Raw genomic sequence first — 24,680 nt, forward strand, 5'->3', positions numbered from 1 at the left:
CGTCACAGCTGGAAGCCCTCCCCCAGGTAGTGCTGGCGCACGAGCGGGTTGCTGGCCACCTCAGCCGACGGCCCGGAGGCCAGCAGGCTGCCTTCGGTGAGGATGTAAGCGCGATCGGTGATGGAAAGGGTCTCCCGGACGTTGTGATCGGTGATCAGCAGACCCATGTTGCGATCCCGCAGAGTGCCGATCAGGGTCTGGAGGTCGGCAACGGCGAGCGGGTCGACGCCGGCGAAGGGTTCATCCAGCAGCAGGTAGCGTGGGCCTGCTGCGCCCACCGCCAGGGCGCGGGCCACTTCGCAACGCCGCCGCTCCCCCCCGGACAGCTGGAAGCCCCGTCGGTGCTGAAAGTTGGTGAGGTGGAACTCCTCCACCAGCTGCTCGACGCGCTCCCGGCGTCCCGCCACTGGAGCGCCGCTCTGTTGCAGGGCCAGCTGCAGGTTTTGGCGCACGCTCAGCTGCCGGAACACACTCGGCTCCTGGGGCAGATAGCCGATGCCCATGCGGGCACGCTCCGGCATGGCAAGGCGCTCCACCCGCTGCCCGTCGAGCAGCACGCGGCCCCGATCGGGTTTCAGCAAGCCGGTGACGAGGTTGAACGTGGTGGTTTTGCCGGCGCCGTTGGGGCCCAGCAGGCCGACCACTTCGCCGGGCTCCAGCTCCAGGCTCACCCCCTTGACCAGGGGGCGGCCGCCGAGGCTCAGGGCCACCCCTTCCAATACCAGGCTCATGGCGCGGCCGGCCCCGCAGGCTGGGCGTTCTGCTGGATCCTCAGCTGGCTGAACACCTGTTTGCCGTCGCTGGGTTGGGCCAGCACCCGCTCGGTGTCCACCAGGTAGACCACCCGCTCGGCGCGCAGCAGGTTGCCGCCTTCCTGGACCACGTCCACATCGCCGGTGAGCACGATGCGGCCCTCAAGCGTGAAGTACTGGGCCTGGCGGGCGGTGGCGGCCAGGCGGCGATCGGGATACAGGATCCGCACGTTGCCGGTGGCGGTCACGATGCCGGTGGCGTTGTCGGCGCGTTGGGTGTCCGACTCGATCGTGACCAGCCCGGTGGCCCTGTCCGGCGTCTGCGGGGTGAGCACCGTGCCCTCTGGGGCCGGTCTTGGCGCCGGTGCTTCTGGTGTTCTGCCAGCCGGCCGTGGCAACGCGGGAGCCTCGGGCACCTGGGATCCCAGCGGCAACGCCCGCGCCAGGGAGGGCTGGAGGCTCAAGAGCGCGAGCATCACCGCCGCCCCCGCTGGAGCGAAAGGAGAGCGGGGGCGGCGGCGAATCTCAGGCATGGTTCCGGCAGGGGCAGGAAGGGGGCAGGCGAGGAGCTCCCAGACCAGGCTCAGGGGGAGCGCTTCGGGCGATAAGGGACCAGCAAGGTCAGGGGGTTGGCATCAACACTGGCAGAGGAAGGGCCCCTGGATCGTTCCCCTGTTGCAGGCAGTGCAGCTGGTCGGCCACCCGGGCGCGCAGCAGTGTGAGGTTGAAGCCGAGGGCGTCGGCGGGAAACGGCGCCAGCCGGCCCAGCCCTTCGCCCAGCAGCAGCGTGGCGCCGCGCTGGTTGCCACTCTGCAGATGCAGGTGGGCCACGGCGATCTGCAGAAATCCCTGGAGCGCAGGCCGGTCGGGGCCCTGCGTTTCGTGCCAGATCTCCTCAAACACATCGTGGCAGGCATACCACTCGCCGTCGTTGAACAGCCGGGCAGCCAGCTGCAGACGGGGATCGGCGATCAGGTCGTCGGCAGGGGGCACCGGGCCGGGCTGGCGTGACGCCATCCCCTGGCTCATCGCTTGGCGGCTTTCTTCACCGGCATTTTGCGCAGCCGGATCGATTCCGGGGTCACTTCCAGCATTTCGTCCGGTCCGATGTACTCAAGCGCCCGCTCAAGCGTCATCTGGATCGGGGATTGCAGCGTGTCGAGCACTTCAGCACCGGCCGAGCGGATGTTGGTGACCTGCTTGGCCTTGCAGACGTTGAGCTCAAGATCGGGCGGCCGGTTGTGTTCGCCCACGATCATGCCTTTGTAGACCTTGGTGCCAGGCGTGATGAAGAACTGACCCCGATCCTCCGCGCCCTTGAGGGCGTAGAAGGTGGCGGTGCCTTCTTCAAAGGCCACCAGCACGCCGTTGCGGCGGGCATCGAAATCCCCCTGCATCGGGCGGTATTCAAAGAAGGAGTGGCTCATGATTCCCTCACCGCGGGTGGCGCGCACGAACTCGCCACGGAAGCCGATCAGGCCGCGGGCTGGCACCACGAATTCCAGCTGGGTGCGGCCGTCGTTGCCGGTTTCCATGTTCTGCATCTCGCCCTTGCGGGTGCCGAGCTTTTCGATGCAGGAGCCCACTGCATCTTCGGGAACGTCCATCACCAGGGTTTCCACCGGCTCGCAGGGGGTGCCGTCGATCGTGCGGAAGATCACCTGCGGCTGGGAGACCTGGAACTCATAGCCTTCGCGGCGCATGGTTTCGATCAGGATGCCCAGGTGCAGCTCACCGCGGCCACTCACGGAGAAGCGATCGGGGGAGTCGGTGTCTTCCACCCGCAGCGCCACGTTGGTGAGCAGCTCCTTCTGGAGGCGGTCACGCAGCTGGCGGCTGGTGACGAACTTGCCCTCCTTGCCGGCGAATGGCGAATCGTTGACCACGAAGGTCATCTGAAGGGTGGGTTCGTCCACCCGGATCAGGGGCAGCGCTTCGGGGTGATCCGGGCAGGCGATGGTTTCGCCAATGTTCACCTCATCGAAGCCCGCCACGGCCACCAGGTCGCCGGCGCTGGCCTGCTCGATCTCCACCCGCTGCAGGCCCTGGAAGCCGAGCAGCTTGCTGATCCGGCCACGCTTGATGCTGCCGTCGTCGCGGATCAGGGCGGCACTCTGGCCGGCCTTGATGGTGCCGTTGTGGATGCGGCCAATCATGATCCGACCCAGAAAGTCGGAATAGTCGAGTGTGGTGACCTGCAGCTGCAACGGCTTTTCAGGATCTCCGACCGGCGGCGGCACATGGCGCAGGATGGCGTCGAAGAGCGGCTTCATGTTTTCGCTCTCGGTGGCCATGTCGGGCTTGGCGTAGCCGCCCATACCGCTGCCGAACAGGTAGGTGAAGTCGCACTGGTCGTCGTCGGCACCGAGCTCCAGGAACAGATCCAGCACCTTGTCCACCGCCTGCTCAGGGTCGACGCGGGCCCGGTCGATCTTGTTGACAAACACAATCGGCCGCAGGCCCTGCTCGAGGGCTTTCTTGAGCACGAAGCGGGTCTGGGGCATGGGCCCCTCGTTGGCGTCCACGATCAGCAGGGCGCCATCGACCATGCCGAGCACCCGCTCCACCTCACCGCCGAAGTCGGCGTGTCCGGGGGTGTCAACAATGTTGATGCGCACGCCGGCGTAATCGACAGCAGTGTTCTTGGAGAGGATCGTGATGCCGCGCTCCCGCTCCAGGTCGTTGGAGTCCATCACGCACGTGGGCACAGCCTCGCCGTCCCGGAAGATCCCCGACTGTTGAAGCAGGGCATCCACGAGGGTGGTCTTGCCGTGGTCAACGTGGGCGATGATCGCGATATTGCGAATCGGTGCGCTCTGGGAAGCGGCGCTCATGCGTGATGTCTCCTTCAATCCTTTCTGACGCAACCACTACTGGTTGCAATGAACCTTCACCCTATCCCAGCCCGCTCCGCTGAGATCGCTGCAGCTGTCGGGCCGGTTCAAACATCCGCAGCGCCTCCGCTGAACCCTCGAAGCGCCAGTGCCAGGGCTCATAGGTGACGCCCTGGGCATTGCCGCGGGGAAACGACAGCTTGAAGTGATACCGGTTGGCGTTCTCCTTCAGCCAGCGGAAGGCGGGGGTGAGCTCGAAGCCCTCGCTGAAGTGGGCAGCGGGCCGGCTGCCATCGCCGAGATCGATGGCATATCCGGTGCTGTGCTCGGAAAAGCCCGGTGGCGCGCTCACCAGAGCGCGCTCCTCGGCGCTCTGGTTGCGCTCCGATTTGACATCAAAAAAAATCTGCTGCTGCAGATCCACTGAGCGGAAGCCGCTCAGCAGACGCAGGTCCACCCCGTCAGCGGCCGCCTGCCGCTGCATGGCGAGCAGCTCGCGGGCGGCCTCCTCATGCAGCATCAGGCCCGGTGCCACGTTGGTGAGCCGATCCGGCGGCGCCTCTGCATAGGGGAAGTGGCCCAGCAGCCTGCCATCGCTGCCCAGGCGGGCATCAAGGCCAGGCACAGGGGGCGGGGTGAGCAGCTGGGCCAGGGGCTCGCGAAAGAGAAATCCGAGCGTGCTGCCGCCCACGAGCAACACCAGCAAGGTGCCAAAAACCGTGCGCAGCGATTGCCGGCGGGGCTGCCCGGGGCGCACCGATCGCTGGGCCATCGGGATGTCGTCGCCCCGATGACGCGCGGACATTCGCGGGGGCAAAGGGCGTGGCAACAAGCTTGAAACAATCGTAGGGGCCAGGCCCTGCGGTGCCTCAAAAGCCCGAACAGGAGTGTTAGCTTCCAGCCCAGGATCGTTCCAGCGGAGCAGGTTTCAAGATGTTGCGAGTCGCGGTGGTGGGCGGCGGCCCAAGCGGTTCCTGTGCTGCGGAGGTCCTCGCCAAGGCGGGCATCGAAACCTGGTTGTTTGAGCGAAAGCTTGATAACGCCAAGCCCTGCGGTGGTGCCATTCCGCTCTGCATGGTCTCGGAGTTTGACCTGCCGGAGTCGATCATCGACCGCAAGGTTCGCAACATGAAGATGATTTCCCCTTCCAATCGTGAGGTGGACATTCATCTTGATAACGCGGATGAATACATCGGCATGTGCCGCCGTGAAGTGCTTGACGGCTTCCTGCGCAACCGTGCTGCTGAGCTTGGCACTCACCTGGTCAACGGGCTGGTTCAGAGCATCGACACCGGCAAGAACCGCCAGGGGCCCTACACCCTTAAATATGCGGATTACTCTGCCGGTGGCCCCACCGGCGTGATCAAGACCCTGGAAGTGGATCTGATCGTTGGTGCCGATGGGGCCAACAGCCGCGTGGCCAAGGCGATGGATGCCGGCGACTACAACGTCGCCATTGCGTTTCAGGAGCGCATTCGTCTTCCCAAGGAAGAGATGGCCTACTACGAAGATCTCGCTGAGATGTACGTGGGCACCGATGTGTCCCCCGATTTCTACGCCTGGGTTTTTCCGAAATTCGACCACGTGGCCGTCGGTACCGGCACCATGCAGGTCAATCAGGCGTTGATCAAAGGCCTCCAGAAGGGCATCCGGGAACGGGCCTCCGCTCGCCTGCTCAACGGTGAAGTGATCAAGGTGGAAGCCCACCCGATCCCCGAGCATCCCCGTCCCCGCCGGGTGGTGGGTCGCATGGCCCTGGTGGGCGACGCCGCTGGCTACGTGACCAAGAGCTCCGGTGAAGGTATTTACTTTGCTGCCAAGAGTGGCCGCATGTGCGCCGAGCAGATCGTGGCGGCCAGCGGCGCTGGAGCAACGATTCCCACCGAGAAAGATCTAAAGGTTTATATCAAGAAGTGGGACCGCAAATACGGCGCCACCTACAAAGTTCTTGAGCTTCTCCAGAACATCTTCTATCGCAACGATGCCGCCCGCGAGGCGTTCGTTGAAATGTGCGACGACAAAGATGTGCAGCGCCTCACCTTCGACAGCTACCTCTACAAGCGGGTGGTGATGATGAACCCCTGGCAGCAGCTCAAGCTCACCCTGCTCACCCTCGGCTCCGTGCTGCGCGGTCAGGCCCTGGCCCCCGTCGGCTATGAGCCGGTGAAGAGCGCTGTCCGCACCCAGGCGGAAATGGAGTTGTACGCCGCCACGGGTTCTCTGCATCCACGCCAGGTGGAAGCAGTGCCCGCCGCAGACGCCGTCGCCACTCAGGCCGAGGCCGAGGAGAGGGAACCCGCCTTGATGGGCCACTGACGCGCATCCGTTTTGGTGGCGCCGCTGGATGTCCAGCGGCGTCCTCCTTTGCGTCTGCTGTCAGCCCTCGAGGGCGTTGAAATCGGCGAGCACCTCTGATTGGTTGGTGAGCACCGCCAGCAGGTTCAGCCGGTTGGCGCGCACGGCCAGGTCGTCGCACATCACCATCACGCTCGCCTCGCCATCGAAGAAGGCGGCCAGCGCTCCGGCGCCTCGGCCGAGGCCCGCGGCAAGGGCGCTGTAGTTGATGCTGCCGGCCTCTCCGCAGGCCAGCGGCGCAATGGCCTGCAGCACGGCCAGCAGTTGCGCTTCGCTGCTGGAGGTGAAGCGGGCTGGCTCCACCACGCCGTCCGCCCGCAGCACCTCTGCGCTGAGCCCGCTGTGCTGGGCCAACCGCGCTGCGCGCTGCACGACGGCCTGCACCTCCTTGAGGGCGCCGTTCGCCCGTAGGCCTGCCAGCACCTGGGCCCGCTCCCAGGCGTCGAGCGGATGGCGCAGCAGGCGCTCGCCTTGGGCTGGGGCTCCCGCCACCGCCCGCACCAGATCCGCATCGAAGCCTTCCTCCTCCAGTTGGGCCACGAGCCGCTGGCGCAGAAACTCCTGCAGCTCCAGCGCCAGGGCGGCGGAATCCACCTCCAAGCCCGGCAGCAGCGCCTGCCAGTGCGCCGTGGCGCGCTGCAGCAGCGCGCGCAGGTCGAGGCGCCAGCCCTGGGCGTGGAGCACCTGCAGCAGGCCATTGGCGGCCCGCCGCAGTCCATAGGGATCGGAGGATCCGCTCGGTCGCTCTCCTTTGGCGTAGATGCTGAGCAGCAGTTCCAGCCGCTCCGCCATTGCCACCACCGCTCCGGCAGCGGAGCTGGGCAGGCGATCGCCGGCCCCCCGCGGCAGGTAGTGCTCCAGCACAGCCAAAGCCACGCTGCGCGATTCGCCTTCCTCCAGCACATATTTCGCCCCCATCACCCCCTGCAGCTCCGGGAATTCGCCCACCATCTGGCTCACCAGATCGTGCTTGCAGAGTTCGGCGGCGCGGCGGGCGGCTAGGGCGTCGTCGTCTGCCACCGCCAGTGCCTCCAGCAGCGTGTCGGTGAGCCAGCAGATCCGCTCGGCACGTTGTTTCAGGTTGCCCAGCCCTTCGGCGAAGGTGACCCGCTCCAGCTGGCTGAGGCGGTCGTGGCTGCGCACCCGGCGGTCCGCGTCGAGAAAGAAGGCGGCATCAGCCAGCCGCGCCCTCAGCACCCGCTCGTTGCCCCGGCGCACCGTGGGGGCCGCCGCCTCCAGCCCGTTGCCGATGCAAAGAAAGTTGGGCAGCAAGGTGGCTCGGGCCGAGAGCGCCAGCTCATCGGGCTGAACGCCCATCTGCTCCAGTGGCACGTAGCGCTGGTGTGAGCGCATCACTGTGCTCAGCACCTCGGGGGGCAGGGCCAGGAAGTGCGCGTCGATGCTGCCTTCGATCAGTGAGGGGCGCTCGACCAGATCGACCAGCTCATCGAACAGCGCCTCCGGCAGATCGGGCCGTGCGCCGGCGGCGCCGGCTGCCGCCTCCAGCTCCTGCCTGATCCACTGGGCGCGCTGCTGGCGGTCGACCTGCACCCCGGCGGCGGCCAGCTCCTGCCTGTAGGTGTGTGCCGCGGTGATCGACACCTCCGTCTGCACGAGCCGGTGGCCGCGGCTGAGGCGGCCGCTCTGGATGCAGGGATCGGTGGCCGGCAACTGCACGGGAATCACCCGTTCATCAAGCAGGGCCACCAGCCAGCGCACCGGCCGGCTGAAGCGACTGTCTCCCTGGCCCCAGCGCATGAAGCGCCGTCCCTGCAGGGCATCGATCCAGCCGGGGATCAGGCCGCTCAGCAGCTCGACGGTGGGCTGCCCTTGCTGCCGGACGCGGGCGAAGACGAACGGCCCTTTCGGGGTCTGGCGCACGTCAAGATCGGTGGCGGCCACGCCGCAGCGACGGGCGAAGCCGATGGCGGCCGGTGCCGGCTCCCCGTTCACGAAGGCCTGCTCCGCCGGTGGCCCCTTGCGCTCCTCTTCCTGATCGGCCTGGCGCTCCGGTAGGCCACTCACGCAGATGGCGAGGCGGCGGGGCGTGCTGCCGGACCACACCGCCTCCAGCGGCAGGTTGTGCGCGCTCAGCGCCTGGCGCACCTGCTGCTCCAGCTGGGGGAGGGCCATCCGGGCGAAATCCGCCGGCAGTTCCTCGGTGCCGATCTCCAGCAGGAACGTGGCCACGCAAGCGTCTCAACAGCCACCGACTGTATTGAACGCCAGTGACGACGCGGCTGCTTCGCTACCTTCAAAGAACCTGGTAGCACCAACGTGACCCTGACCCCCAAACGTGTTCGCATGTCCGCGGGGGAGGGGGCGGCCCTGGGCGGCCCTGCAGCGGGTACGGTCAGCAAGGCGGCGGCACAACCAACGGCCGCCACCGATCTGCCACCCACCAAATTCGAGCTGCTCAAGGCGGCCAGTGGCCATCTCAAGGAGCCCCTGGCCACCGAACTGGAGAACGACAAGCCCTTCTTCACCGATGGCGCCGTCCAGATCCTCAAGTTCCACGGCAGCTATCAGCAGGACAACCGCGACAACCGCCAGAAGGGTCGTGAAAAGGACTGGCAGATGATGCTGCGGTTGCGCAGCCCCGCCGGGCGCATCCCGGTGCCGCTGTACCTGGCCATGGACGACCTGTCCAACAACCTCGGCAACGGCACGCTGCGCGTCACCACGCGCCAGGCCTTCCAGATGCACGGCATCGCCAAGGCCGATCTGCGCGAGGTGATCGGCACGATCGTGCGCGCCTTGGGCTCCACCCTGGCGGCCTGCGGCGACATCAACCGCAACGTGATGGCCCCTGCGGCCCCCTTTGAGAAGGGCGGCTACCCCGCCGCGCGTCGGCTGGCGGATCAGATCGCCGATCTGCTCTCCCCTGAGGCCGCCGAGGGCTCCTACCTGGATCTCTGGGTGGAAGGGGATCACAGCTATCGCTTCAAGCCCGACAAGCCGGTGCGGGAGGCGCGCGAGCGCCAGCACGAAGGGGCTCTTTACAGCGGTGATCCCACTGAGCCCCTCTACGGCGGCACCTACCTGCCGCGCAAGTTCAAGGTGGCGGTCACGGTGCCGGGCGACAACTCCGTGGATCTGCTCACCCAGGACATCGGTCTGGTGGTGTTCACCGACCCGAGCGGCCGCCTCAGGGGCTGCAACGTGTATGTGGGCGGGGGCATGGGCCGCACCCACAACAAGGACGAAACCTTTGCGCGCACCGCCGATCCGCTCGGGTACGTGGCCGCTGACCACGTGCTCGATCTCGTCCAGGCGATCGCCGCCCTGCAGCGTGACCACGGCGACCGCCAGGTGCGGCGCCATGCCCGCATGAAGTACCTGATTCACGACCGTGGTATCGCCTGGTTCAAGCAGGAGCTCAAGCGCTACTTCCCCCATCCGCTTCGGGGTCTGCAGAACGAGCCCACCCCGCGCCTCGCCGACTACCTGGGCTGGCATCGCCAGAGCGCCAATCTCTGGTTCGTGGGCCTGCCCCTGCTCTGCGGCCGCCTCGAAGGCGAGCGCAAGCAGGGCCTGCGCCGGCTGGTGGAAACCTTCCAGCTGGAGGTGCGGCTCACCCCCAACCAGGACCTGCTGCTCTGCAACATCGGCACCCCCCAGCGCAGTTCGGTGCGCGCGGCTCTGGCAGAGCTTGGTTTCCAGGCCCCCGAGGCCCCCGATCTGCTGGCTCGCCATGCGATCGCCTGTCCGGCCCTGCCCACCTGTGGGCTGGCGGTCACAGAATCGGAACGCATCCTTCCCGATGTGCTCCAGCGTCTCGATGCCCTGCTGCAGCGCCTGGAGATTGAGAAACCCGTGTTGGTGCGCATGACCGGCTGCCCCAATGGCTGCGCCCGCCCGTACATGGCCGAGATCGGCCTGGTGGGCAGCGGCGTGGAGCAATACCAGCTCTGGCTGGGGGGCACCCCCAACCTCACCCGTCTGGCCACCCCCTTCCTGGAGCGGATGCCGCTGGCGGAGCTGGAGAACACCCTTGAGCCGCTCCTGCGGGGCTGGAAGGCGGCCGGCGGGCGGCGCAGCTTCGGTGAGCACGTGGCCCAGCTGGGTGACGCCGCCGTGCGTGAGGCCCTGCACGCATGTTGATCCGCTCGCTGGGGCTCGCGCTTGCGCTCGCTGCCCTCGGCCTGGCCGGGCCCGCAGCGCACAGCCAGGACCGACGCACCCCGCTCGCCCCGGTTCAGACGTTCGAGCCGGATCCGCTCACCTGCAAGAGCAACAATCTGCTGGCTGCCTACCGGCGCCAACTCAATCAGTTCGCCAGCCAACCGCCGAAGGTGCTTGCCCGCCTGCGGGAGGTGCAACTGGAGATGGGGGAAGCCACCTTGAAACGCTGCGCCGCGCTCGGCTACCTCAGCCGGCCGGACGCGGAGCAGATCTGGCGCGAGTTTCAGCTGATGCCGTTGCCCACCGCCACCGTGCCCTCCCCAGACCCGGCGCCCGTCCAGCGCCCGTAACAGGCCTGCGCAGCGCCGCTGCGCCAGGCCCACAGCTGATCGCCATGGCTGAAGTGCCACCACTCGTTGGGGTGCTGGCTCAAGCCGGCCGCCACCATCACCTCCTGCAGCAAGTGTCGCCGCCGGTGCCAGTTCGCCGCAGGGCTGCTGGGATCCTCTGCGGCGGCGCTGGCGTAGTGCTCAGGCTCTGAGATCGCGCCGATCGCATCGATCGCCCCGCCCATCGCCAGCAGCGCGCCTGCCGGTCCGGCCAGGGTGAGATCCACGGCTGCCCCTGTGCTGTGCGGCGGCGGCGTGGCTGGATCGGCGCTGGGCGGGGCCCAGAAGCGGCCCACCTCTGCGGCCACGGCCTCGCGCTCCGGGCCCGGGCGCTGGGGATCCACTCCTCGGGCCCGGCATTCTTCCCGCAGCGCGTGTTCCACCATGAAGGCCTGCACCGCCAGTGGCCGCCAGGCATCAAACACCGCCAGCCGCCAGCCGTGCTGCTGCTGCTGCAGGGCAGCCTGGGCCTGCAGCAGACGCTCCACCACCCCCTGCCGCAGGCGGAACGGACAGCCGGCCTGGCCATAGGGGGCCCCGAGGGCCACATAGGGGTGGGGTTCGAGCCGGAGCAGCTCGGCCGGGAGTGCGATCAGCGGTTCGCCGTTGTCTTCGATCGGGACCGAGCTCCAGGGACGCGGCACGGCGGCAGACCAGGGGAAGGCTTCAATTCAAGCGAGCTGCTTCCGCCTGCCGCTGGCGCTGTTCGGCCAGGGCCAGGGCCAGCCCTGGATGCCGCTGCAGCTCCGGATCCGCCGCCAGCAGCCCCTGCGCCACGGCGCGTGCCTGCTCCAGCACGGCGCCATCTTCGGTGAGGCTGGCCAGGGCCAGGTCGGGCAGCCCCGATTGACGCGTGCCGAGCACCTGCCCCGGGCCTCGCAGTTGCAGGTCCATTTCGGCGATCTCGAAGCCATCGGAGCTGCGCACAAGCACCTCCAGCCGCTGACGGGCGTCGGCAGTGCGGCTGTCGTTGATCAGCAGGCAGTGGGAGGCGGCGGCGCCGCGGCCCACCCGCCCTCGCAGCTGATGCAGCTGCGCCAGGCCGAAGCGCTCGGCGTGCTCGATCACCATCACGCTCGCCTCCGGCACATCGACCCCCACCTCCACCACCGTGGTGGCCACCAGCACATCGCAGGCGCCGCTGGCGAAGGCGGTGAGCGCCTCCTGCTTCTCGCCGCTGGCCATGCGGCCGTGCAGCAGTCCCACCCGCAGCTGCGGGAACACCTCCTCGCTCAGCTGCCGGTGCACCTCCACCGCCGAGCGCAGGTCGAGCTTTTCGGACTCCTCCACCAGCGGCAGCACCACATAGGCCCGCTGCCCCAGTGCCACCTGCTCGGCGATCAGCCGGTAGGCCTCCTGCCGCTCGCCGCTGCGCAGCAGCCGGGTGCGGATGGGAGTGCGGCCAGGGGGGAGTTCGTCGATCTGACTCACCTCCAGGTCCCCGTGCACGGAAAGCGCCAGGGTGCGCGGGATCGGGGTGGCGGTCATCGTGAGCAGATGGGGTTGGACATCCTTCCCGAGCAGCCGGTCGCGCTGCCGCACCCCGAAGCGGTGTTGCTCATCGACCACCACCAGCCCCAGCCGGGCGAATTGCACCGGATCCTCCAGCAGGGCGTGGGTGCCCACCAGCAGCTGCAGCTGGCCATTGGCCAGATCCTGCAACAGCTCACGGCGCCGCCGCTGCGGGGTGGAGCCGGTGAGCAGGGCCGCGCGCACATGCAGCTGGGGCAGCCAGGCGCCGAGTTTGCGGGCATGCTGCTCGGCCAGCACCTCGGTGGGGGCCATCAAGGCCCCCTGGCAACCGGCTTCGATCGCCGTGAGCAGGGCGGCAACGGCCACCACGGTCTTGCCGCTGCCCACATCCCCCTGCACCAGGCGGGCCATCGGTTGGCCCCGGGCCATGTCGGCGCGGATCTCCGCCAGCACCCGCTGCTGGGCGGCGGTGAGCGGAAAGGGCAGCAGCGCCAGGAAGTTGCCCACCAGGCTGCCGGCGCCGGCATTCACCGTGAGCGGCGTGGAGGGGCGGCGGCTCTGCTGCTGGCGGCGTTGCAGCAGCCGCAACTGCAGCAGCAGAAACTCATCGAACACCAGCCGGTGACGGCTGGCCTGCAGCTGATCCCGGTCGCGGGGATCGTGCAACCCCTGCAGTGCTTCCCCACGGCCCATCAGCGCTTCCCGCTGCCGCAGGCCGGCCGGCAGGGGATCAGGCCAGCGCACCGCTGCCTCAAGCACGGCGCGCAGAGCCTGCCGCAGCCGCTCGGCGTTCAGGCCTTCGGTGAGCGCGTAGACCGGCAGCAGCCGGCCGATCCGGTCGGAGCGCAGCGGCGCATCCGGACCCTCCAGCACCTCCATCAGCGGATCCTGGAAGCAGGGGCCATAGGGCGAGGTCTTGACCAGGCCGCTGGCCACCACCGTGCAGCCCGGCGGGAACTGGCGCTGCTGGGCCTTCAGCCATCCTGGCGTGCTGAAGCGCTTGCCGATCAGAAAGCGGCTCACGCGCAGCCGGCCGGTGATGTCCTGGAGCTGCAGCTCCAGGATCGAGAGGTTGGGATTGCGCGGGCTGGCAAAGGCATGGCAGCGCTTCACCGTGGCCACCACGGTGGCCGTCTCGCCCGCGCGCAGGGCACCGATCCGCGCCAGGTTTGCGTAATCGACGTAGTCGCGCGGGTAGTGGCGCACCAGATCACGGGCCAGCAGCAGCCCCATGGCGGCCAGCTGGGTGGCGGTCCTGGCGCCGATGCCCCGGATTGCCCCCAGCGGTGTGTCGGGCTCGATGGCCGCCTGGCCCCTGCTCATGCCGCTGGTGCGTGCATCGCCGCTGCTGGCACCTCTGCCGCCCGCCGCAGGAGTGGGCGCCTCGCGCCGCGGCAGCCGCGGCGGCGCCACGGTGGCCGGTGGGTCGAAGGAGCGGCGCAGGGCATGCAGCCGCTCGCGGCACTGGCGCACCAGGGTCTGCCGGCGGGCGGGGCTCATGCGGCTGTAGCCCTCGAAGCCAGCAGCCAGCTCGGCCAGGGCGCGTTGATCCTCCGGGCGCCGGGTCAGGCTGTCCGGCGGCTGGCCGCAGCTGCGGGCAAGAAAGGTGCTGAAGCGCTCCTGACGGCCCTGCAGGTCGCTGAAACCGCGTTCCGCCTCCACTCTCAGGGCCTGTTGCAGGGTGGCCAGCCAATCGCCCGCTGGCGAGCCCGGGGTCAGGGTTGAACCGGACCCGCCGTCCGACTGTCCTGCAACCACTGTTGCTCCGCCTCCAGGGCGAGGGTGCGCCGTTGCCAGTGTCGGTAGTTCCGGGCCACAGTGCGAAGTTCGCTGCGCCGCTCTTCCAGCCGGCGCCGGCAGGTGCGCAGCCGCGGCTGCTCCACCTCCAGATCGGGGCTGCGCAGCAGCAGGCCGAGCGCCTCGACCGGCGCTGCCAGGCCATCGGGGCCGAAAGGCAACGACAGACGCAGCAGATTGGCGGGAGCCGGCAGCGCTTCGATCTGCCCGCGCAGCACCGCATCCAGCAGGCTCGCCGGCAACAGGCTGCGCGTGAGGCCCAGGTGCAGCAGTTCGAGGTTGATCGCGTGCGAGAGATTGCGCAACCGGCGCTGAAGGGCGAGGTCGAAGGCCCCCCACCAGTGCAGCAGCTCCAGCGGCTGGCGCGGCAACAGGTATGGCGGGTCGTCGCTGTCGCCGCCGCCGCCGGTCGGCGCGCCGGGCTCCTGGTCGGCGTCAGTGTCCGCCTCGCCGTCGTCATCAAGGCTGTCGTCATCTAGGCCGTGATCGTCGCCATCTCCGCCGCCGCGGTTGTCGCCGATGTCGGTGTCGTCGCCGATGTCGTTGTCATCGCCGTCGCCGTCCCTGGCCGGCGACGGCAGACGCCCCATCGCCTCGCTGGCCATCGCGAACAGCGCTTGCAACATCTGGGCGGGCTCCCCGCCAGAGTCGAAACCACTATCGGCCTCGGCGCCGGCATGATCTGAGGGGCTGCCGCTTCCGTGGCTGCCGCCCAAGCGGTTCCTCTGGCGGCGGTGGCGGCGGCTGTCGTCGTCTATGGCGCCTTGACCTGACTGGCGATCCTCCGGCTCGTGATCACCCGGCTCGCGATCATCTGCCTTGCGATCATCTGTCTTTCGGTCATCTGTCCCGTCGTCGTCGGTTTCGTCGCCGTCCGGGTCGTCGTCCAGGTCGTTGTCTGCGTTGTCGTCGTACGTCGTTGCGCGGCCGCCTTCTTCATCACTGCCGCTGGTGAGCGCGGCCAGGCTGGACAGGCCGCTCAGGCCCGGCAGGCCGGCGGCAAACAGATCGGCACTGAGTGGCAGATCCATGCCCAGCTGAACGGAGCCGCGGGGGAGTCCCGTCGCCAGGCCGGAGCCTGAGGCAGCGCCGATTGGCTCAGACGCGTCATCGTCGTCGCCGGTGGCTTCCCCGGCAGCGGCCGCCATGGCGGCCAGCAAGCGCTTCTGCTCCCGCCGCCGCAGACGCTGCTGTTCGGAGCGCACCTGGCGCGCCAGCACGATCAGCTGCTCCACCGTGAGCAGAGCGCTGCAACGCTGCACCAGTTGCTGCAGGCGCCGCTGCAATTCAAGCCGCTCGGCAGTGTCGAGCGCCATGTAGCGCGCTGGCACCACCTGGGTGGCGAGGTGAAAGGAGGCCTGCTGGACAGCCTGCGGCAGGCCGGCCCTCAGCACCTGGAGGTAGAGGGCCAGATCGCGGTAGAGAGCCGGATTGCTCTGCTCCAGGCGCTGATGCAGCTGGTGCAGGTGGGTCTGGGCTTCTGTCAGGGCCGTGGCGCTGAATTCCAAGGCTGACGCTCCACGGAGGGGGGGACTCCGGTGGAGCCGTTCAAGCGCTTTGACCGCTCATGGCCGCCACTTCGGCAGCGAAATCGCTGGCTTCCACCTGGATGCCTTCGCCAAGGGTGTAGCGGGTGAAGCGCCGCACCTGGATGTTTTCACCGACCTGACCGGCCACCTGCTTCACCAGTTCGGCCAGGGTGATCGCGCTGTCCTTGATGAAGGGCTGCTCCAGCAGGGCGAGCTCCTTGAGCCGCTTGCCGATGCGCCCCTCGACGATCTTTTCCTTCATCTTGTCGGGCTTGCCGGCCAGATCGTCGCGGCCCATTTCGATGCTTTTCTCGCGCTCGACGATCTCCTTGGGGATTTCCTCAGTGCTGACGTATTCAGCGTTCGGGCAGGCCGCGATCTGCATCGCCACATTGCGCAGCAGCTCCTGGAACACATCGCCGCGGGCGACGAAGTCGGTTTCGCAGTTGAGTTCAAGGAGCACACCGACGCGAGCGCCGGTGTGGATGTAGCTGCCGATCGATCCTTCCGCTGCCGTACGCCCAGCCTTTTTCTCAGCGGTGGCAATGCCCTTCTGGCGCAGCCATTCGGCGGCCTTGGTCATGTCACCGGCGTTTTCGGCCAGCGCCTTCTTGCAGTTCATCATCCCTGCGCCGGTTTTTTCGCGCAGTTCCTTGACGAGCTTTGCTGAAATCTCAGCCATGACAGAAACGGAGAGGGGAAAGGGAGAGGACGTGGAGAGGCTGAGGCAGGCGGAGGAGGGCCTCAGCCCTCGTCATCATCGCGGGGTTCCTGGGCACCATGGCGACCTTCGTTGATCGCATCGGCCAGACGGCCCAGCACCAGCTGCACGGAACGCACGGCGTCGTCGTTGCAGGGGATCGGCACATCGGCCAGATCCGGGTCGCAGTTGGTATCAAGCATCGACACCAGGGGGATGTCGAGTTTGCGGCACTCAAGAACGGCGTTGGTTTCGCGGCGCTGATCCACCAGCACCACCACATCCGGCAGGCGGCGCATGTTCTTCAGACCACCCAGATACTTCTGCAGCCGTTCCAGTTCGCGGCGCAGTACGGCGGCTTCCTTCTTGGGCCGCATGGCGATGGCGCCGGAGGATTCCATCCGCTCGAGATCCTTGAGGCGATCGATGCGGGCGCGCATCGTGCTCCAGTTGGTGAGCATGCCGCCCAGCCAGCGCTGGTTCACGTAGGCGGCGCCGCAGCGGGCAGCCTCCAGGGCAATCACTTCTGAGGCCTGTTTCTTGGTGCCCACGAACAGGAACCGCTTGCCGGCGCGTGAGGCGCTGCGGGTCCACTTGTAGGCGTTGTTCATGCAGACGGCGGTCTGCACGAGATCGATGATGTGGACTCCGTTGCGCGCGCAATAGATGTAGCGCGACATCTTGGGATTCCAGCGGCGGGTTTGGTGCCCGAAGTGGGCACCCGCCTCCATCATTTCGGAGAGGGTTACGACAGCCATGGGTTGAGAGGGTTTCGGGTTCGCCTCCACCTGCCTGGGTTCAGCACGAAGCGGCTCAAGGAAGAGCCACCGTTAACCGTGTGAACACCCGAAACGGACAGGTGTGCGGTTTGTGGGGACTCCCCAAATTACCAAATGGCCCTTCAGCGCAGCCCGGCGGCTTTTGCTTCGCGGTAGAGGGCCCGCACGCCGAGCCGGTTGAGCGGCAGCCGCAGCAGCTCCATCGCCAGCCCCGGTTGGCCGCGGCGGATCAACCAGGCCAGCAGGGGGCGCAGCGTGCGTTCGTTCACCAGCCCGCCGAGGGTGAGCAGCTCCCACAGCAGCCGATGCAGCCAGGTGAACTGAATGATGAAGCGCACTCTGAGGGTGGGGTGCTTCCGGTAGAACACCAGGCCCATGCGGGCCCGTTCCTGCTCGATGCGCACCAGATCCGGCAGTTGCTCCAGGCGCAGGGCGGGATGCCAGTGATATCCCGCGGCGGCCGGACAGCGCACCAACTCCACCCCCAGCTGCCGCAGCCGTTCGCCCAGCTCCAGGTCTTCCCAGCCATAGAGCCGGAAGCCGGTGTCGAACAGGCCGGCCTGCTCCAGCAGCGCCCGGTCAATCGCCACGTTGCCGGTGGCGAAGTAAGCCCAGGAGAGATCGCTGAGCTTGTGCGGTTCGCTGCGCGGGTCGTCGAAGTTGGAGGTGTTGATCACCGCGCCGTAGGTGAAGCAGCGGCGATGGCCGTGCCGCTCCCAGTAGCCGACCAGCGCCTCGGCATGGGCCAGCAGGAAGCCGTCATTCACCACCAGATCGCTGTCGATGAACACGATCACATCGCCGCGGGCATGGGCCACGCCGCGGTTGCGCCCTTCCGCTGGACCGCCATGGTCCTGTTCCACCAGCCGCACGTGGGGGAAGCGGCCGGCCTCCTGGCGCAGCCAGGCGGGGGTGTCATCGGTGGAGCCGTCATCGACCACCACCACTTCGTAGGCCTCGATCGGGGCTCCGAGCCGTTGCTGCTCCAGGGCGGTGAGTGCCTTCTCGAGGATGGCCCGGCGGTTGTAGGTGGGAATGACGACGCTGAGGAACATGCGCCTGAACAGAAGGGGGGGGAGGGACGGGGCCGGATGGATGGGCGGATCGAGAGGCAAAAAAAGGGACCCCTCAGGATCCCTTTCAGCTGATCAAAGGGGGTGTCGCGACGGATCAGTCGGCGGCGCCACCGTTGTTGGCGGTGCCGGTGACGCCATTGCCAGCCCCTTCACCGCGACCGTCGTTGCGGAGCTTGCGCTTCTTGAACTTGCGGGCATAGGAGCGGTTACGTTCCTGCTTTTCTTTTTTGAGGTTCCGGCGCTTCGCCATGGACGACCTGGGTACGGGAGATCGTTCACTCTAGCCAATGGGTTCGGAGCAACTTCAGTGCGAGCGGCCTGCACCGTCAGCGCACCGCCCCGGCGATCGCCAGCGGTGCAGACGACAGGCGGCCGTCTTCCATCTTCACGAGCCGGTCGGCCACATCAAGGATGCGCGGATCGTGGGTGACCATCAAGACAGCGCACTGCTGTTCGCGTGCCAGCCGCTTGAGCAGTTCCACCACCTCGCGGCCGCTCTGGCTGTCGAGGGCGGCGGTGGGTTCATCCGCCAGCAGCAGGCGCGGATGGGTGGCCAGGGCCCGGGCGATCGCCACCCGCTGCTTCTGACCACCCGAGAGGTCGTGGGGCAACTTGCCCAGGTGATCGCCGAGCCCCACGGCGCGCAGCCACTCGCGGGCCTGGTCGCGGCGGGCGCGGTAGCCCAGCTCCGGCAGCAGATCCGCTCCCATCTGCACGTTCTGTTCCGCTGTGAGGCAACGCAGCAGGTTGTGGCCCTGGAAAATCATGCCGATGTGGCGCCGCAGCCGCTGCCGCTCGCCGCGGCCACTGTGCTCCAGCGCCTGGCCCAGCACGCGCACCTGGCCCTCCTGCACCTGGCGCAGCGCCCCCACCAGCGTGAGCAGTGTGGTTTTGCCGCAGCCCGACGGGCCGGTGAGCAGCACCACCTCGCCCGCATCGATGCGCAGATCCACGTTCTGAATCACCTGCCGGCGCATGGTCCCCTTGCCATAGGAGTGGCTGAGGCCGTTGATCTCCACCATGGCGGTGGCGGTTTCGGCGCTGGTGGTGGGGGACATCGGCACAGGGCTCAGAAGATTTCAGCCGGATCGGCATCGCCGAGCTTGCGCATGGCCAGGGCGGCAGAGCCCATGCACATCACCAGGATCAGGCCAAAGATCAGCAGCGAGCGACTGGCTTCCATCCCCACCGGCAGCCGGGTGGCGGAACGGACCAGGTGATAGAGGCCAGCGCCGGCGGCGTAGGCCGGCACGTAGCCGAGCACGGCCAGCAGGATGCCTTCCCGGGCCACCACCCCCAGCAGGGTCACAAGTGGGTAGCCCATCGCCATCAAGGTGGCGTACTCGGGCAGGTGGTCGCTGACATCGCTGTAGAGGATCTGATAAACGATCACGCAGCCCACCACAAAGCCCATGGCGGCACCGAGCGAAAAGATGAAGCCGATTGCGGTGCTGCTGCGCCAGTAGTCCTTCTCGGCTTCCTCGAACTCCTGCTTGGTGAACACGGTCACGTCGGCGGGCAGCCGCTCGCGCAGCCGCTGCTGCACCTCGAGCGGGGAGGCCCCCGGCCGCAGCCGGATCAGGCCCAGCTCAATCGCCCCTGAGGGGGTATTGGGCTTGAGTCGCAGCAGGGTTTCGGTGCTGGTGATCAGGTTGCCGTCGGCGCCGAAGGAGGGGCCCAGGGCCACCAGCCCCACCACCCGCACCCGTTTGCCATCCACCTCGGTTTCCACCGTTTTTCCCTCGCGGAACCACTCACCGACCGGCCCGAATTCGGGCCGGGAAGCCTCATCGAACAGCACCCTGTCGCTCTGGGTGAGCAGCTTCGCCTTGGCCGCCAGGCCCGGGTCGGTGAACAGGGGGTCGTTGGGCTCGAAGCCGAGCGCCAGGATCTGGCGGGTGGCGAGCGTTGCAGGGTTGCGCCACAGCAGGAAGCTCCAGTGCACCGGGGTGATGCCCTGCACCGCCGGATCGCCGAGGGCCTGCACGAGGCGGCGGCGCGGAAAGCTCGACATGCTGATCGAGCTCATCGTGCGCGGGCTCATCAGCACAAGGTCGGCGTCGAACAGCCGGTGGATCGTGATGCTGGCGTCGAACAGGCCATCGCGGAAGCCCAGCTGCATGAACATCAAGATGCCCGCGAAGCTGATGCCCGCCAGTGCCACCAGCAGCCGCATCGGCTGACGGGTCAGCAGCAGCCAGGCCAGGGGAATGCGCCGGGCAGCCCAGAGATCCCCGAGCAGGGGAATGCGCATCACGGCAGGCTCCGGCTCATGGATCGAAGCGGGTGATCGTCTTGGTGCCGGTGAGGTTGCGCACCTTCTCGATATCGCCAGGGTCAAGGGCAAGCCGCACCTCCACCACCCGCGCATCGGCATCGCCGGTGGGGTCGGTGGCCAGCACCTCCCGCTGCTGCACCTGGGGACTGATCCGGATCACCCGGGCGCGCAGACTGCCGTCGAAGCCGCCGTTCTCGCTGGTGATGCGGGCGGTCTGGTCGAGGCTCACCCGGCGGATGTCGCTCTCGTACACCTCCGCCACCACTTCCATGCGATCGCTGGCGCCGATCTGGAGGATGCCTTTGTCGCCGGGTCGCTCGCCCACCTGCGATTCCACGTTCAGCACGGTGCCGCTGATCGGAGCTCGCAGCTCACTGTTGACCAGGTCGGTTTCGGTGCGTGCGAGCTGATCTCGGGCTTCGCGCAGGGTGCCCTGCAGCTCCAGCAGCGTGAGTTCGCGGGTTTCCAGCTCGGAGGCAGCCACGGCGCCGTTGCGGGCCAGCTGGCGGTAGCGGTTCACTTCCCTCTCCACCACGGCGACCCGGCGGTTCAAGTTGGCGATGCGGCTCTGCTCGAGGCTCCGTTGGGCCAGCAGCGCAGGGCGGTTGTCGAAGCGCGCCAGCAGCTGGCCGGCCGTGACGCGGTCGCCCTCCTGCACCAGCAGCTCGGAGATGCGGGGGCTGCCGCCCATCTCAGACATCGGCGCGGCCAAATTGCGGATGTCACCGGCCGGCTCGAGCCGGCCGAGGGCAGTAATGGCATCGACCACGGCCGGCCGGCTGCTGGCGGTGGGCAGCGGCGTGGCCGCCGGCCTGGGACGGAACTGCCAGGCCACTGCGCCAACGCCCGCCAGCACGAGCGCCGCCACAGCGAAGCGCAGGGCACGGGGGCGCTGGGATGTCAGGGGAGCTCCGGTGGATCGTCGAACAGAAGCTCCTCGATGTACCGGTCGGCCCACGCTGGGCTGAAGGCCTTCTCCAGCACCCGGCGCGTCTTGTCGTTTCGTTTCTGTTGCTGGCAATACGACAGCTGACCGTGGTATCTGGCAACCGTAGCTGGGTCGTCCCAGGATTGAAAGTGTGCGGCGTTGGCCGCGGCCGAGAGCACGGCCAGAAAGCCCAGCACCTCCTCGATGAACCAGCCCTCCTCTTCGGTGCTTGCCGGGCGCACGAACCGCACATACGGCGAGAAGATCGTGCCCCAGGGCGGCAGCTCCCGGGGTTGGCTGAAGGGATGCACCGGCAGAGCGGCCAGGGCCGTGGCGATGCCCTCCGGCAGCACACCGCAGGTGGGGGAGAGATCGGCGATCGCGGCGGACACGCCCGCTGGCCCGGCCACGATGTCGGCGCCGAACACCGGCAGATCGACGCGGGGATCAGGAAAATAGACGCAGTGAAGAATCTGCAGACCGGCCCCGAGCCGGGCGGTTTCCAGGTGCAGCTTGCGCAGGCCGCGGCACTGACGCAGCTCGTTGTGGATGAACAGCCGTTCGCCATCCAGGCTGCCGCTGATCGCCTCGAGGTCGTCGGCGATCGCCAGCGGCTCCAGCTCCGGCAGCGCCTGCCAGCTGCTGCGGATCGCTGCGGCCAGGGTGTCGACGAGGGGGTGCACCCCGCCGGTGGCTCGGGTCGTGGCGCTCGCCAATGCAGCCTCAGCCAGCAGAATGCTGATCTTCCCACGGCCAGGATCTGAACCGTTGAGCTTTCTGCCTGCCCTGCATGAGGCCCTGCCGACGCCCCATGCCTTCCAACTCCAGAACGGCGTTCAGGTGGTGAGTGTGCGGCAGGAGCAGGCGCCGGTGGTCTGCCTGGATTTCTGGTGCCGCGCCGGCAGTGCCAGCGAGCTGGCGGCCGAATCGGGTCTGGCCCACTTCCTTGAGCACATGGTGTTCAAGGGCAGCGAGAGCCTGGCGGCTGGAGCCTTCGACCAGCGCATCGAGGCGCTTGGTGGCAGCAGCAATGCCGCCACCGGCTTCGATGACGTCCACTACCACGTGCTGATTCCACCGGCGGCGGCGGCGGAAGCCCTCGACCTGCTGCTGGATCTGGTGCTGCACCCGCGCCTGGAGGCCTCTGATTTCGACATGGAGCGCCAGGTGGTGCTCGAAGAACTCGCCCAGAGCGAAGACCAGCCGGAGGACGTGGCCTTCCAGCGGCTGTTGGCGCTGGCCTGTCCTGACCATGTCTACGGCCGGGCGATCCTCGGTGAGCGCAGGGCCCTTATCCGCCACAACCCCGAGGGCATGGCCGCCTTCCACCGGCGCGGCTACCGGCCCACTGCCTGCAGCCTGGCGGTGGCCGGTGCCCTCGATGGCCTGGATCTCGAGGCCATGGTGGCGGGCAGCGCCCTGGCTGACCTCTCTGACGTCTCCGAGGGCGCCGGAACCGGCGCGGCAGGCGAGGCCGCCACTCCATCCACTGCGCCCTCGGTTGCTCCTGCCCAGACCCAGACCCAGACCCTGACGCTGCAGCCCGGCCGCCATACCCTGCGGCTGCCCCGCCTGGAGGCGGCCCGTCTGCTGATGGTGTGGCAACTGCCCGCTGCTGCCGATCTGGAGGCCACCGCCGGCGCCGACCTGTTCACCACCCTGCTGGCGGAGGGCCGCCGCAGCCGGTTGGTGCAGCGGTTGCGGGAGGATCTGCGCATGGTGGAAAGCGTCGACCTCGACCTCAACGTGCTGGAGGCCGGCAGCCTGGCCCTGCTTGAAGCCGTCTGTGACCCTGATCAGGCGGAGGCTGTGGAGGCGGAAATAGGCAAGGTCTGGCAGGAGCTCAGCGCCACACCCCCCAGCAGCAGCGAATGCGAGCGGGCCCAGCGGCTGGTGGCCAACGGCTATCGCTTCGGCCTGGAGGCGGCCTCGCCGGTGGCGGGGCTGATCGGCAACCAGAGCCTCTGGGGGCGGCTGGAGCCGCTGCAGGAGCCGCTCGAACGGCTGCGTCTCTGGACGCCGCAGCGGCTGCACGACGAGATCCTGCCCCTGTTTGCCCCGGAGCGCGCCTGCCGTGTGCTGGCCTTGCCCGCATGAGCACGCCCCCCATCCCCCCCCTGCCGGCGCCTGAAACCTTCACCCTCAGCAGTGGCTGTCCGGTCTGGGTGAGCCGGCGCCCGGGCCCGGCGATTCTGTCGGTGCGGCTGTGGATCAGGGGCGGCAGCGCCGCCGACCCGCCCGGTGAGCGGGGTCGCGCCCAGCTGCTGGCCGGCCTGCTCACCCGCGGCTGTGGTCAGCTCAGTGGCGAGGCGATTGCCGATCTGGTGGAGGGTCTCGGCGATGAACTGCGCTGCGAAGCCAGCGAAGACGCCCTGGTGATCAGCCTGAAGTGCGCCACGGCCGATGCCGCCGCCGTGCTTCCGCTGCTGCACACCATGGTGCGCCGCCCCTGGCTGGCGCCGGATCAGCTCAGCCTTGAACGGCAGCTCAACCTGCAGACCCTCGCCCGGCAGCGGGAAGATCCGTTCCAGCAGGCCCACGATCTGTTGCGCCGCCAGCTCTATGGCGAGGGCGGCTACGGCCACGACCCCCTGGGGGTGGACGACGAGCTCGCTGCCGTGGAGCGGCCCCGGCTGGTGCAGGCCGCCACCGGGCTCGGTGCGCAGGGGGCCGTGCTGGTGATGGCGGGCCAACCGCCCGAGGCGGTGCGGGATCTGCTGGAAGTGGCAGACGAGGGCGAGGAACCCGCCCCCTGGACCACCTTTGCGCCAGCTTCCGGCGCCGGCCCCGCCGGCTGCGGCGGGCCTGAGCTGGTGACGGTGGAGCAGGACACAGAGCAAATGGTGCTGATGCTGGGGGCCGCCACGGTGCCCCTGGCCGATCCCCGCTCCCTGGCCCTGCGCCTGCTGCAGTGCCATCTCGGTGTGGGCATGTCGAGCCGCCTGTTCGTGGCGCTGCGCGAGGAGCACGGCCTCGCCTACGACGTGGGCGTGCACCTGCCGGCCCGCCGCGGGGCGGCCCCGTTCGTGTGCCACCTCTCCAGTTCCGCCGAGCGGGCGGCGGTGGCCACCACCGAGCTGCTGAACGAATGGCAGCGGCTGCTCGATCAACCGCTCACCGCCGAGGAGTGGCAGCTCGCCCTGGCCAAGTTCCGGGGGTCCGCCGCCGTGGGCCGCCAGACCGGCGGCCAGGTGGCCGATCGCCAGGCGCTGGTGCTCGGCCATGGCCTGCCCTGGACCTACGCCGATGAGGCCCTGATCCGCGCCGAAGCACTCAGTCCCGAGGCGCTGCAGCAGGTGGCACGCAGCTTGCTGGCGGCCCCCAGCCTCAGCCTGTGCGGTCCGGCCGCCGCTCTTTCCCTGGCAGAACGGGCCTGGGCCGCTCACCCATTGGGGCGTTCGGCAGGGGGGTCCGCCGCAACGGCGGCGCAGAGCTGAACAGCGTCCAGCAGGAAAGTGCCACGCCGAAATCGCACCGCCAGCTGTCCCAGGGGCTTGAGGCTCACCACCTGACCCACCTCCCCGTTGTCCACCAGATCGGGCGGCCGCAGCATCGGCATGGGATCGGCGGTCTTGAGATAGGCCGGCCGTTCCGCCAGTTGCACCCGGGTACCAATGGCGAAGGCGGGGGATTGCGGCTCGTCCATCGGCAAGGCTGTGCAGCTG

General features: G+C 68.2%; 23 protein-coding genes. 5 read left to right on the top strand and 18 right to left on the bottom strand.

The features are described from left to right. Positions 1-2: 2 nt before the first annotated feature. From lptB to KBY97_RS07210, 5 genes are all read right to left on the bottom strand, one after another. Positions 3-731, bottom strand: coding sequence for an LPS export ABC transporter ATP-binding protein (gene lptB, locus KBY97_RS07190; RefSeq protein WP_255146011.1), 729 nt, complete (start codon positions 729-731; stop codon positions 3-5). Then, complete coding sequence (locus KBY97_RS07195; protein ID WP_255146012.1) at positions 728-1,285, bottom strand: LPS-assembly protein LptD; 558 nt, start codon at positions 1,283-1,285, stop codon at positions 728-730. The genes lptB and KBY97_RS07195 overlap by 4 nt, the downstream gene beginning before the upstream one ends. An 88-nt stretch (positions 1,286-1,373) precedes the next feature. Next, entirely contained in the window at positions 1,374-1,781 is a 408-nt protein-coding gene (locus tag KBY97_RS07200) for a DUF309 domain-containing protein (RefSeq protein WP_255146013.1), read from the bottom strand. After that, positions 1,778-3,586, bottom strand: a complete 1,809-nt coding sequence (gene typA / locus KBY97_RS07205) for a translational GTPase TypA (protein ID WP_255146014.1) — start codon at positions 3,584-3,586, stop codon at positions 1,778-1,780. The genes KBY97_RS07200 and typA overlap by 4 nt, the downstream gene beginning before the upstream one ends. A 61-nt stretch (positions 3,587-3,647) precedes the next feature. Then, positions 3,648-4,391, bottom strand: coding sequence for a D-alanyl-D-alanine carboxypeptidase family protein (locus KBY97_RS07210; protein WP_255146015.1), 744 nt, complete (start codon positions 4,389-4,391; stop codon positions 3,648-3,650). Between the two features lie 128 nt (positions 4,392-4,519). On the opposite strand from KBY97_RS07210, the gene chlP reads away from it, so the two are divergent. Further along, positions 4,520-5,902: a geranylgeranyl reductase gene (gene chlP, locus KBY97_RS07215; RefSeq protein ID WP_255146016.1), complete on the top strand. Its 1,383-nt coding sequence runs from the start codon at positions 4,520-4,522 to the stop codon at positions 5,900-5,902. A gap of 60 nt (positions 5,903-5,962) precedes the next feature. Here chlP and glyS read toward each other — a convergent pair whose 3' ends face one another. Then, a complete protein-coding gene (gene glyS, locus KBY97_RS07220; RefSeq protein WP_255146017.1) occupies positions 5,963-8,131 on the bottom strand; it encodes a glycine--tRNA ligase subunit beta in 2,169 nt (722 codons plus the stop codon). A gap of 114 nt (positions 8,132-8,245) precedes the next feature. Between glyS and KBY97_RS07225 the strand changes: the two genes are divergently transcribed. Next, positions 8,246-10,045 carry an NADPH-dependent assimilatory sulfite reductase hemoprotein subunit gene (locus tag KBY97_RS07225; protein WP_255146018.1) on the top strand — a complete coding sequence of 600 codons (1,800 nt, stop codon included), beginning with the start codon at positions 8,246-8,248 and terminating at the stop codon, positions 10,043-10,045. Further along, the gene (locus KBY97_RS07230; RefSeq protein WP_255146019.1) at positions 10,039-10,416 is read left to right on the top strand and encodes a hypothetical protein; all 378 of its coding nucleotides are present in this window, start codon (positions 10,039-10,041) and stop codon (positions 10,414-10,416) included. Before KBY97_RS07225 ends, KBY97_RS07230 begins: the two co-directional genes overlap by 7 nt. Here KBY97_RS07230 and KBY97_RS07235 read toward each other — a convergent pair. The 11 genes from KBY97_RS07235 to KBY97_RS07285 all read right to left on the bottom strand — a co-directional run bounded on the left by KBY97_RS07235 (position 10,350) and on the right by KBY97_RS07285 (position 21,731). Next, entirely contained in the window at positions 10,350-11,099 is a 750-nt protein-coding gene (locus KBY97_RS07235; protein WP_255146020.1) for a M15 family metallopeptidase, read from the bottom strand. The two genes, KBY97_RS07230 and KBY97_RS07235, sit on opposite strands and share 67 nt — an antisense overlap. 22 nt (positions 11,100-11,121) lie before the next feature. Further along, positions 11,122-13,647 (bottom strand): ATP-dependent DNA helicase RecG, encoded by a 2,526-nt coding sequence (gene recG, locus KBY97_RS07240; protein ID WP_399217495.1) that lies wholly within the window; start codon positions 13,645-13,647, stop codon positions 11,122-11,124. Next, positions 13,644-15,233, bottom strand: a complete 1,590-nt coding sequence (locus KBY97_RS07245; RefSeq protein ID WP_255146021.1) for a hypothetical protein — start codon at positions 15,231-15,233, stop codon at positions 13,644-13,646. Before KBY97_RS07245 ends, recG begins: the two co-directional genes overlap by 4 nt. A gap of 40 nt (positions 15,234-15,273) precedes the next feature. Beyond that, complete coding sequence (tsf, locus tag KBY97_RS07250; RefSeq protein WP_255146022.1) at positions 15,274-15,936, bottom strand: translation elongation factor Ts; 663 nt, start codon at positions 15,934-15,936, stop codon at positions 15,274-15,276. A 62-nt stretch (positions 15,937-15,998) separates the two neighbouring features. Continuing rightward, a complete protein-coding gene (gene rpsB, locus KBY97_RS07255; protein WP_255146023.1) occupies positions 15,999-16,712 on the bottom strand; it encodes a 30S ribosomal protein S2 in 714 nt (237 codons plus the stop codon). A gap of 143 nt (positions 16,713-16,855) precedes the next feature. Beyond that, positions 16,856-17,788: a glycosyltransferase family 2 protein gene (locus tag KBY97_RS07260; protein ID WP_255146024.1), complete on the bottom strand. Its 933-nt coding sequence runs from the start codon at positions 17,786-17,788 to the stop codon at positions 16,856-16,858. Positions 17,789-17,903: 115 nt separating this feature from the next. Continuing rightward, the gene (locus KBY97_RS07265; RefSeq protein ID WP_011129965.1) at positions 17,904-18,059 is read right to left on the bottom strand and encodes a hypothetical protein; all 156 of its coding nucleotides are present in this window, start codon (positions 18,057-18,059) and stop codon (positions 17,904-17,906) included. A 76-nt stretch (positions 18,060-18,135) separates the two neighbouring features. Further along, positions 18,136-18,867 carry a DevA family ABC transporter ATP-binding protein gene (locus KBY97_RS07270; RefSeq protein ID WP_255146025.1) on the bottom strand — a complete coding sequence of 244 codons (732 nt, stop codon included), beginning with the start codon at positions 18,865-18,867 and terminating at the stop codon, positions 18,136-18,138. An 11-nt stretch (positions 18,868-18,878) separates the two neighbouring features. Next, positions 18,879-20,063: an ABC transporter permease DevC gene (gene devC, locus KBY97_RS07275; protein ID WP_255146026.1), complete on the bottom strand. Its 1,185-nt coding sequence runs from the start codon at positions 20,061-20,063 to the stop codon at positions 18,879-18,881. A gap of 16 nt (positions 20,064-20,079) precedes the next feature. Beyond that, positions 20,080-20,955: an HlyD family efflux transporter periplasmic adaptor subunit gene (locus KBY97_RS07280; protein WP_255146027.1), complete on the bottom strand. Its 876-nt coding sequence runs from the start codon at positions 20,953-20,955 to the stop codon at positions 20,080-20,082. A 32-nt stretch (positions 20,956-20,987) separates the two neighbouring features. Next, positions 20,988-21,731 carry a phycocyanobilin:ferredoxin oxidoreductase gene (locus KBY97_RS07285; RefSeq protein WP_255146028.1) on the bottom strand — a complete coding sequence of 248 codons (744 nt, stop codon included), beginning with the start codon at positions 21,729-21,731 and terminating at the stop codon, positions 20,988-20,990. Between the two features lie 61 nt (positions 21,732-21,792). Here KBY97_RS07285 and KBY97_RS07290 point away from each other — a divergent pair, with 61 nt between their 5' ends. Together KBY97_RS07290 and KBY97_RS07295 are read left to right on the top strand one after the other, a co-directional pair. Continuing rightward, on the top strand, positions 21,793-23,112 hold the full coding sequence (locus tag KBY97_RS07290; RefSeq protein ID WP_399217497.1) for a M16 family metallopeptidase: 1,320 nt from the start codon (positions 21,793-21,795) through the stop codon (positions 23,110-23,112). Continuing rightward, the gene (locus KBY97_RS07295; protein WP_255146030.1) at positions 23,109-24,452 is read left to right on the top strand and encodes a pitrilysin family protein; all 1,344 of its coding nucleotides are present in this window, start codon (positions 23,109-23,111) and stop codon (positions 24,450-24,452) included. The genes KBY97_RS07290 and KBY97_RS07295 overlap by 4 nt, the downstream gene beginning before the upstream one ends. On the opposite strand, the gene KBY97_RS07300 is transcribed toward KBY97_RS07295, so the two are convergent. Continuing rightward, a complete protein-coding gene (locus tag KBY97_RS07300) occupies positions 24,398-24,661 on the bottom strand; it encodes a DUF3148 domain-containing protein (RefSeq protein ID WP_255146031.1) in 264 nt (87 codons plus the stop codon). The two genes, KBY97_RS07295 and KBY97_RS07300, sit on opposite strands and share 55 nt — an antisense overlap. Between the last annotated feature and the right edge of the window lie 19 nt (positions 24,662-24,680).

This window comes from Synechococcus sp. ATX 2A4, assembly GCF_024346375.1.
Lineage (GTDB): Bacteria > Cyanobacteriota > Cyanobacteriia > PCC-6307 > Cyanobiaceae > MW101C3.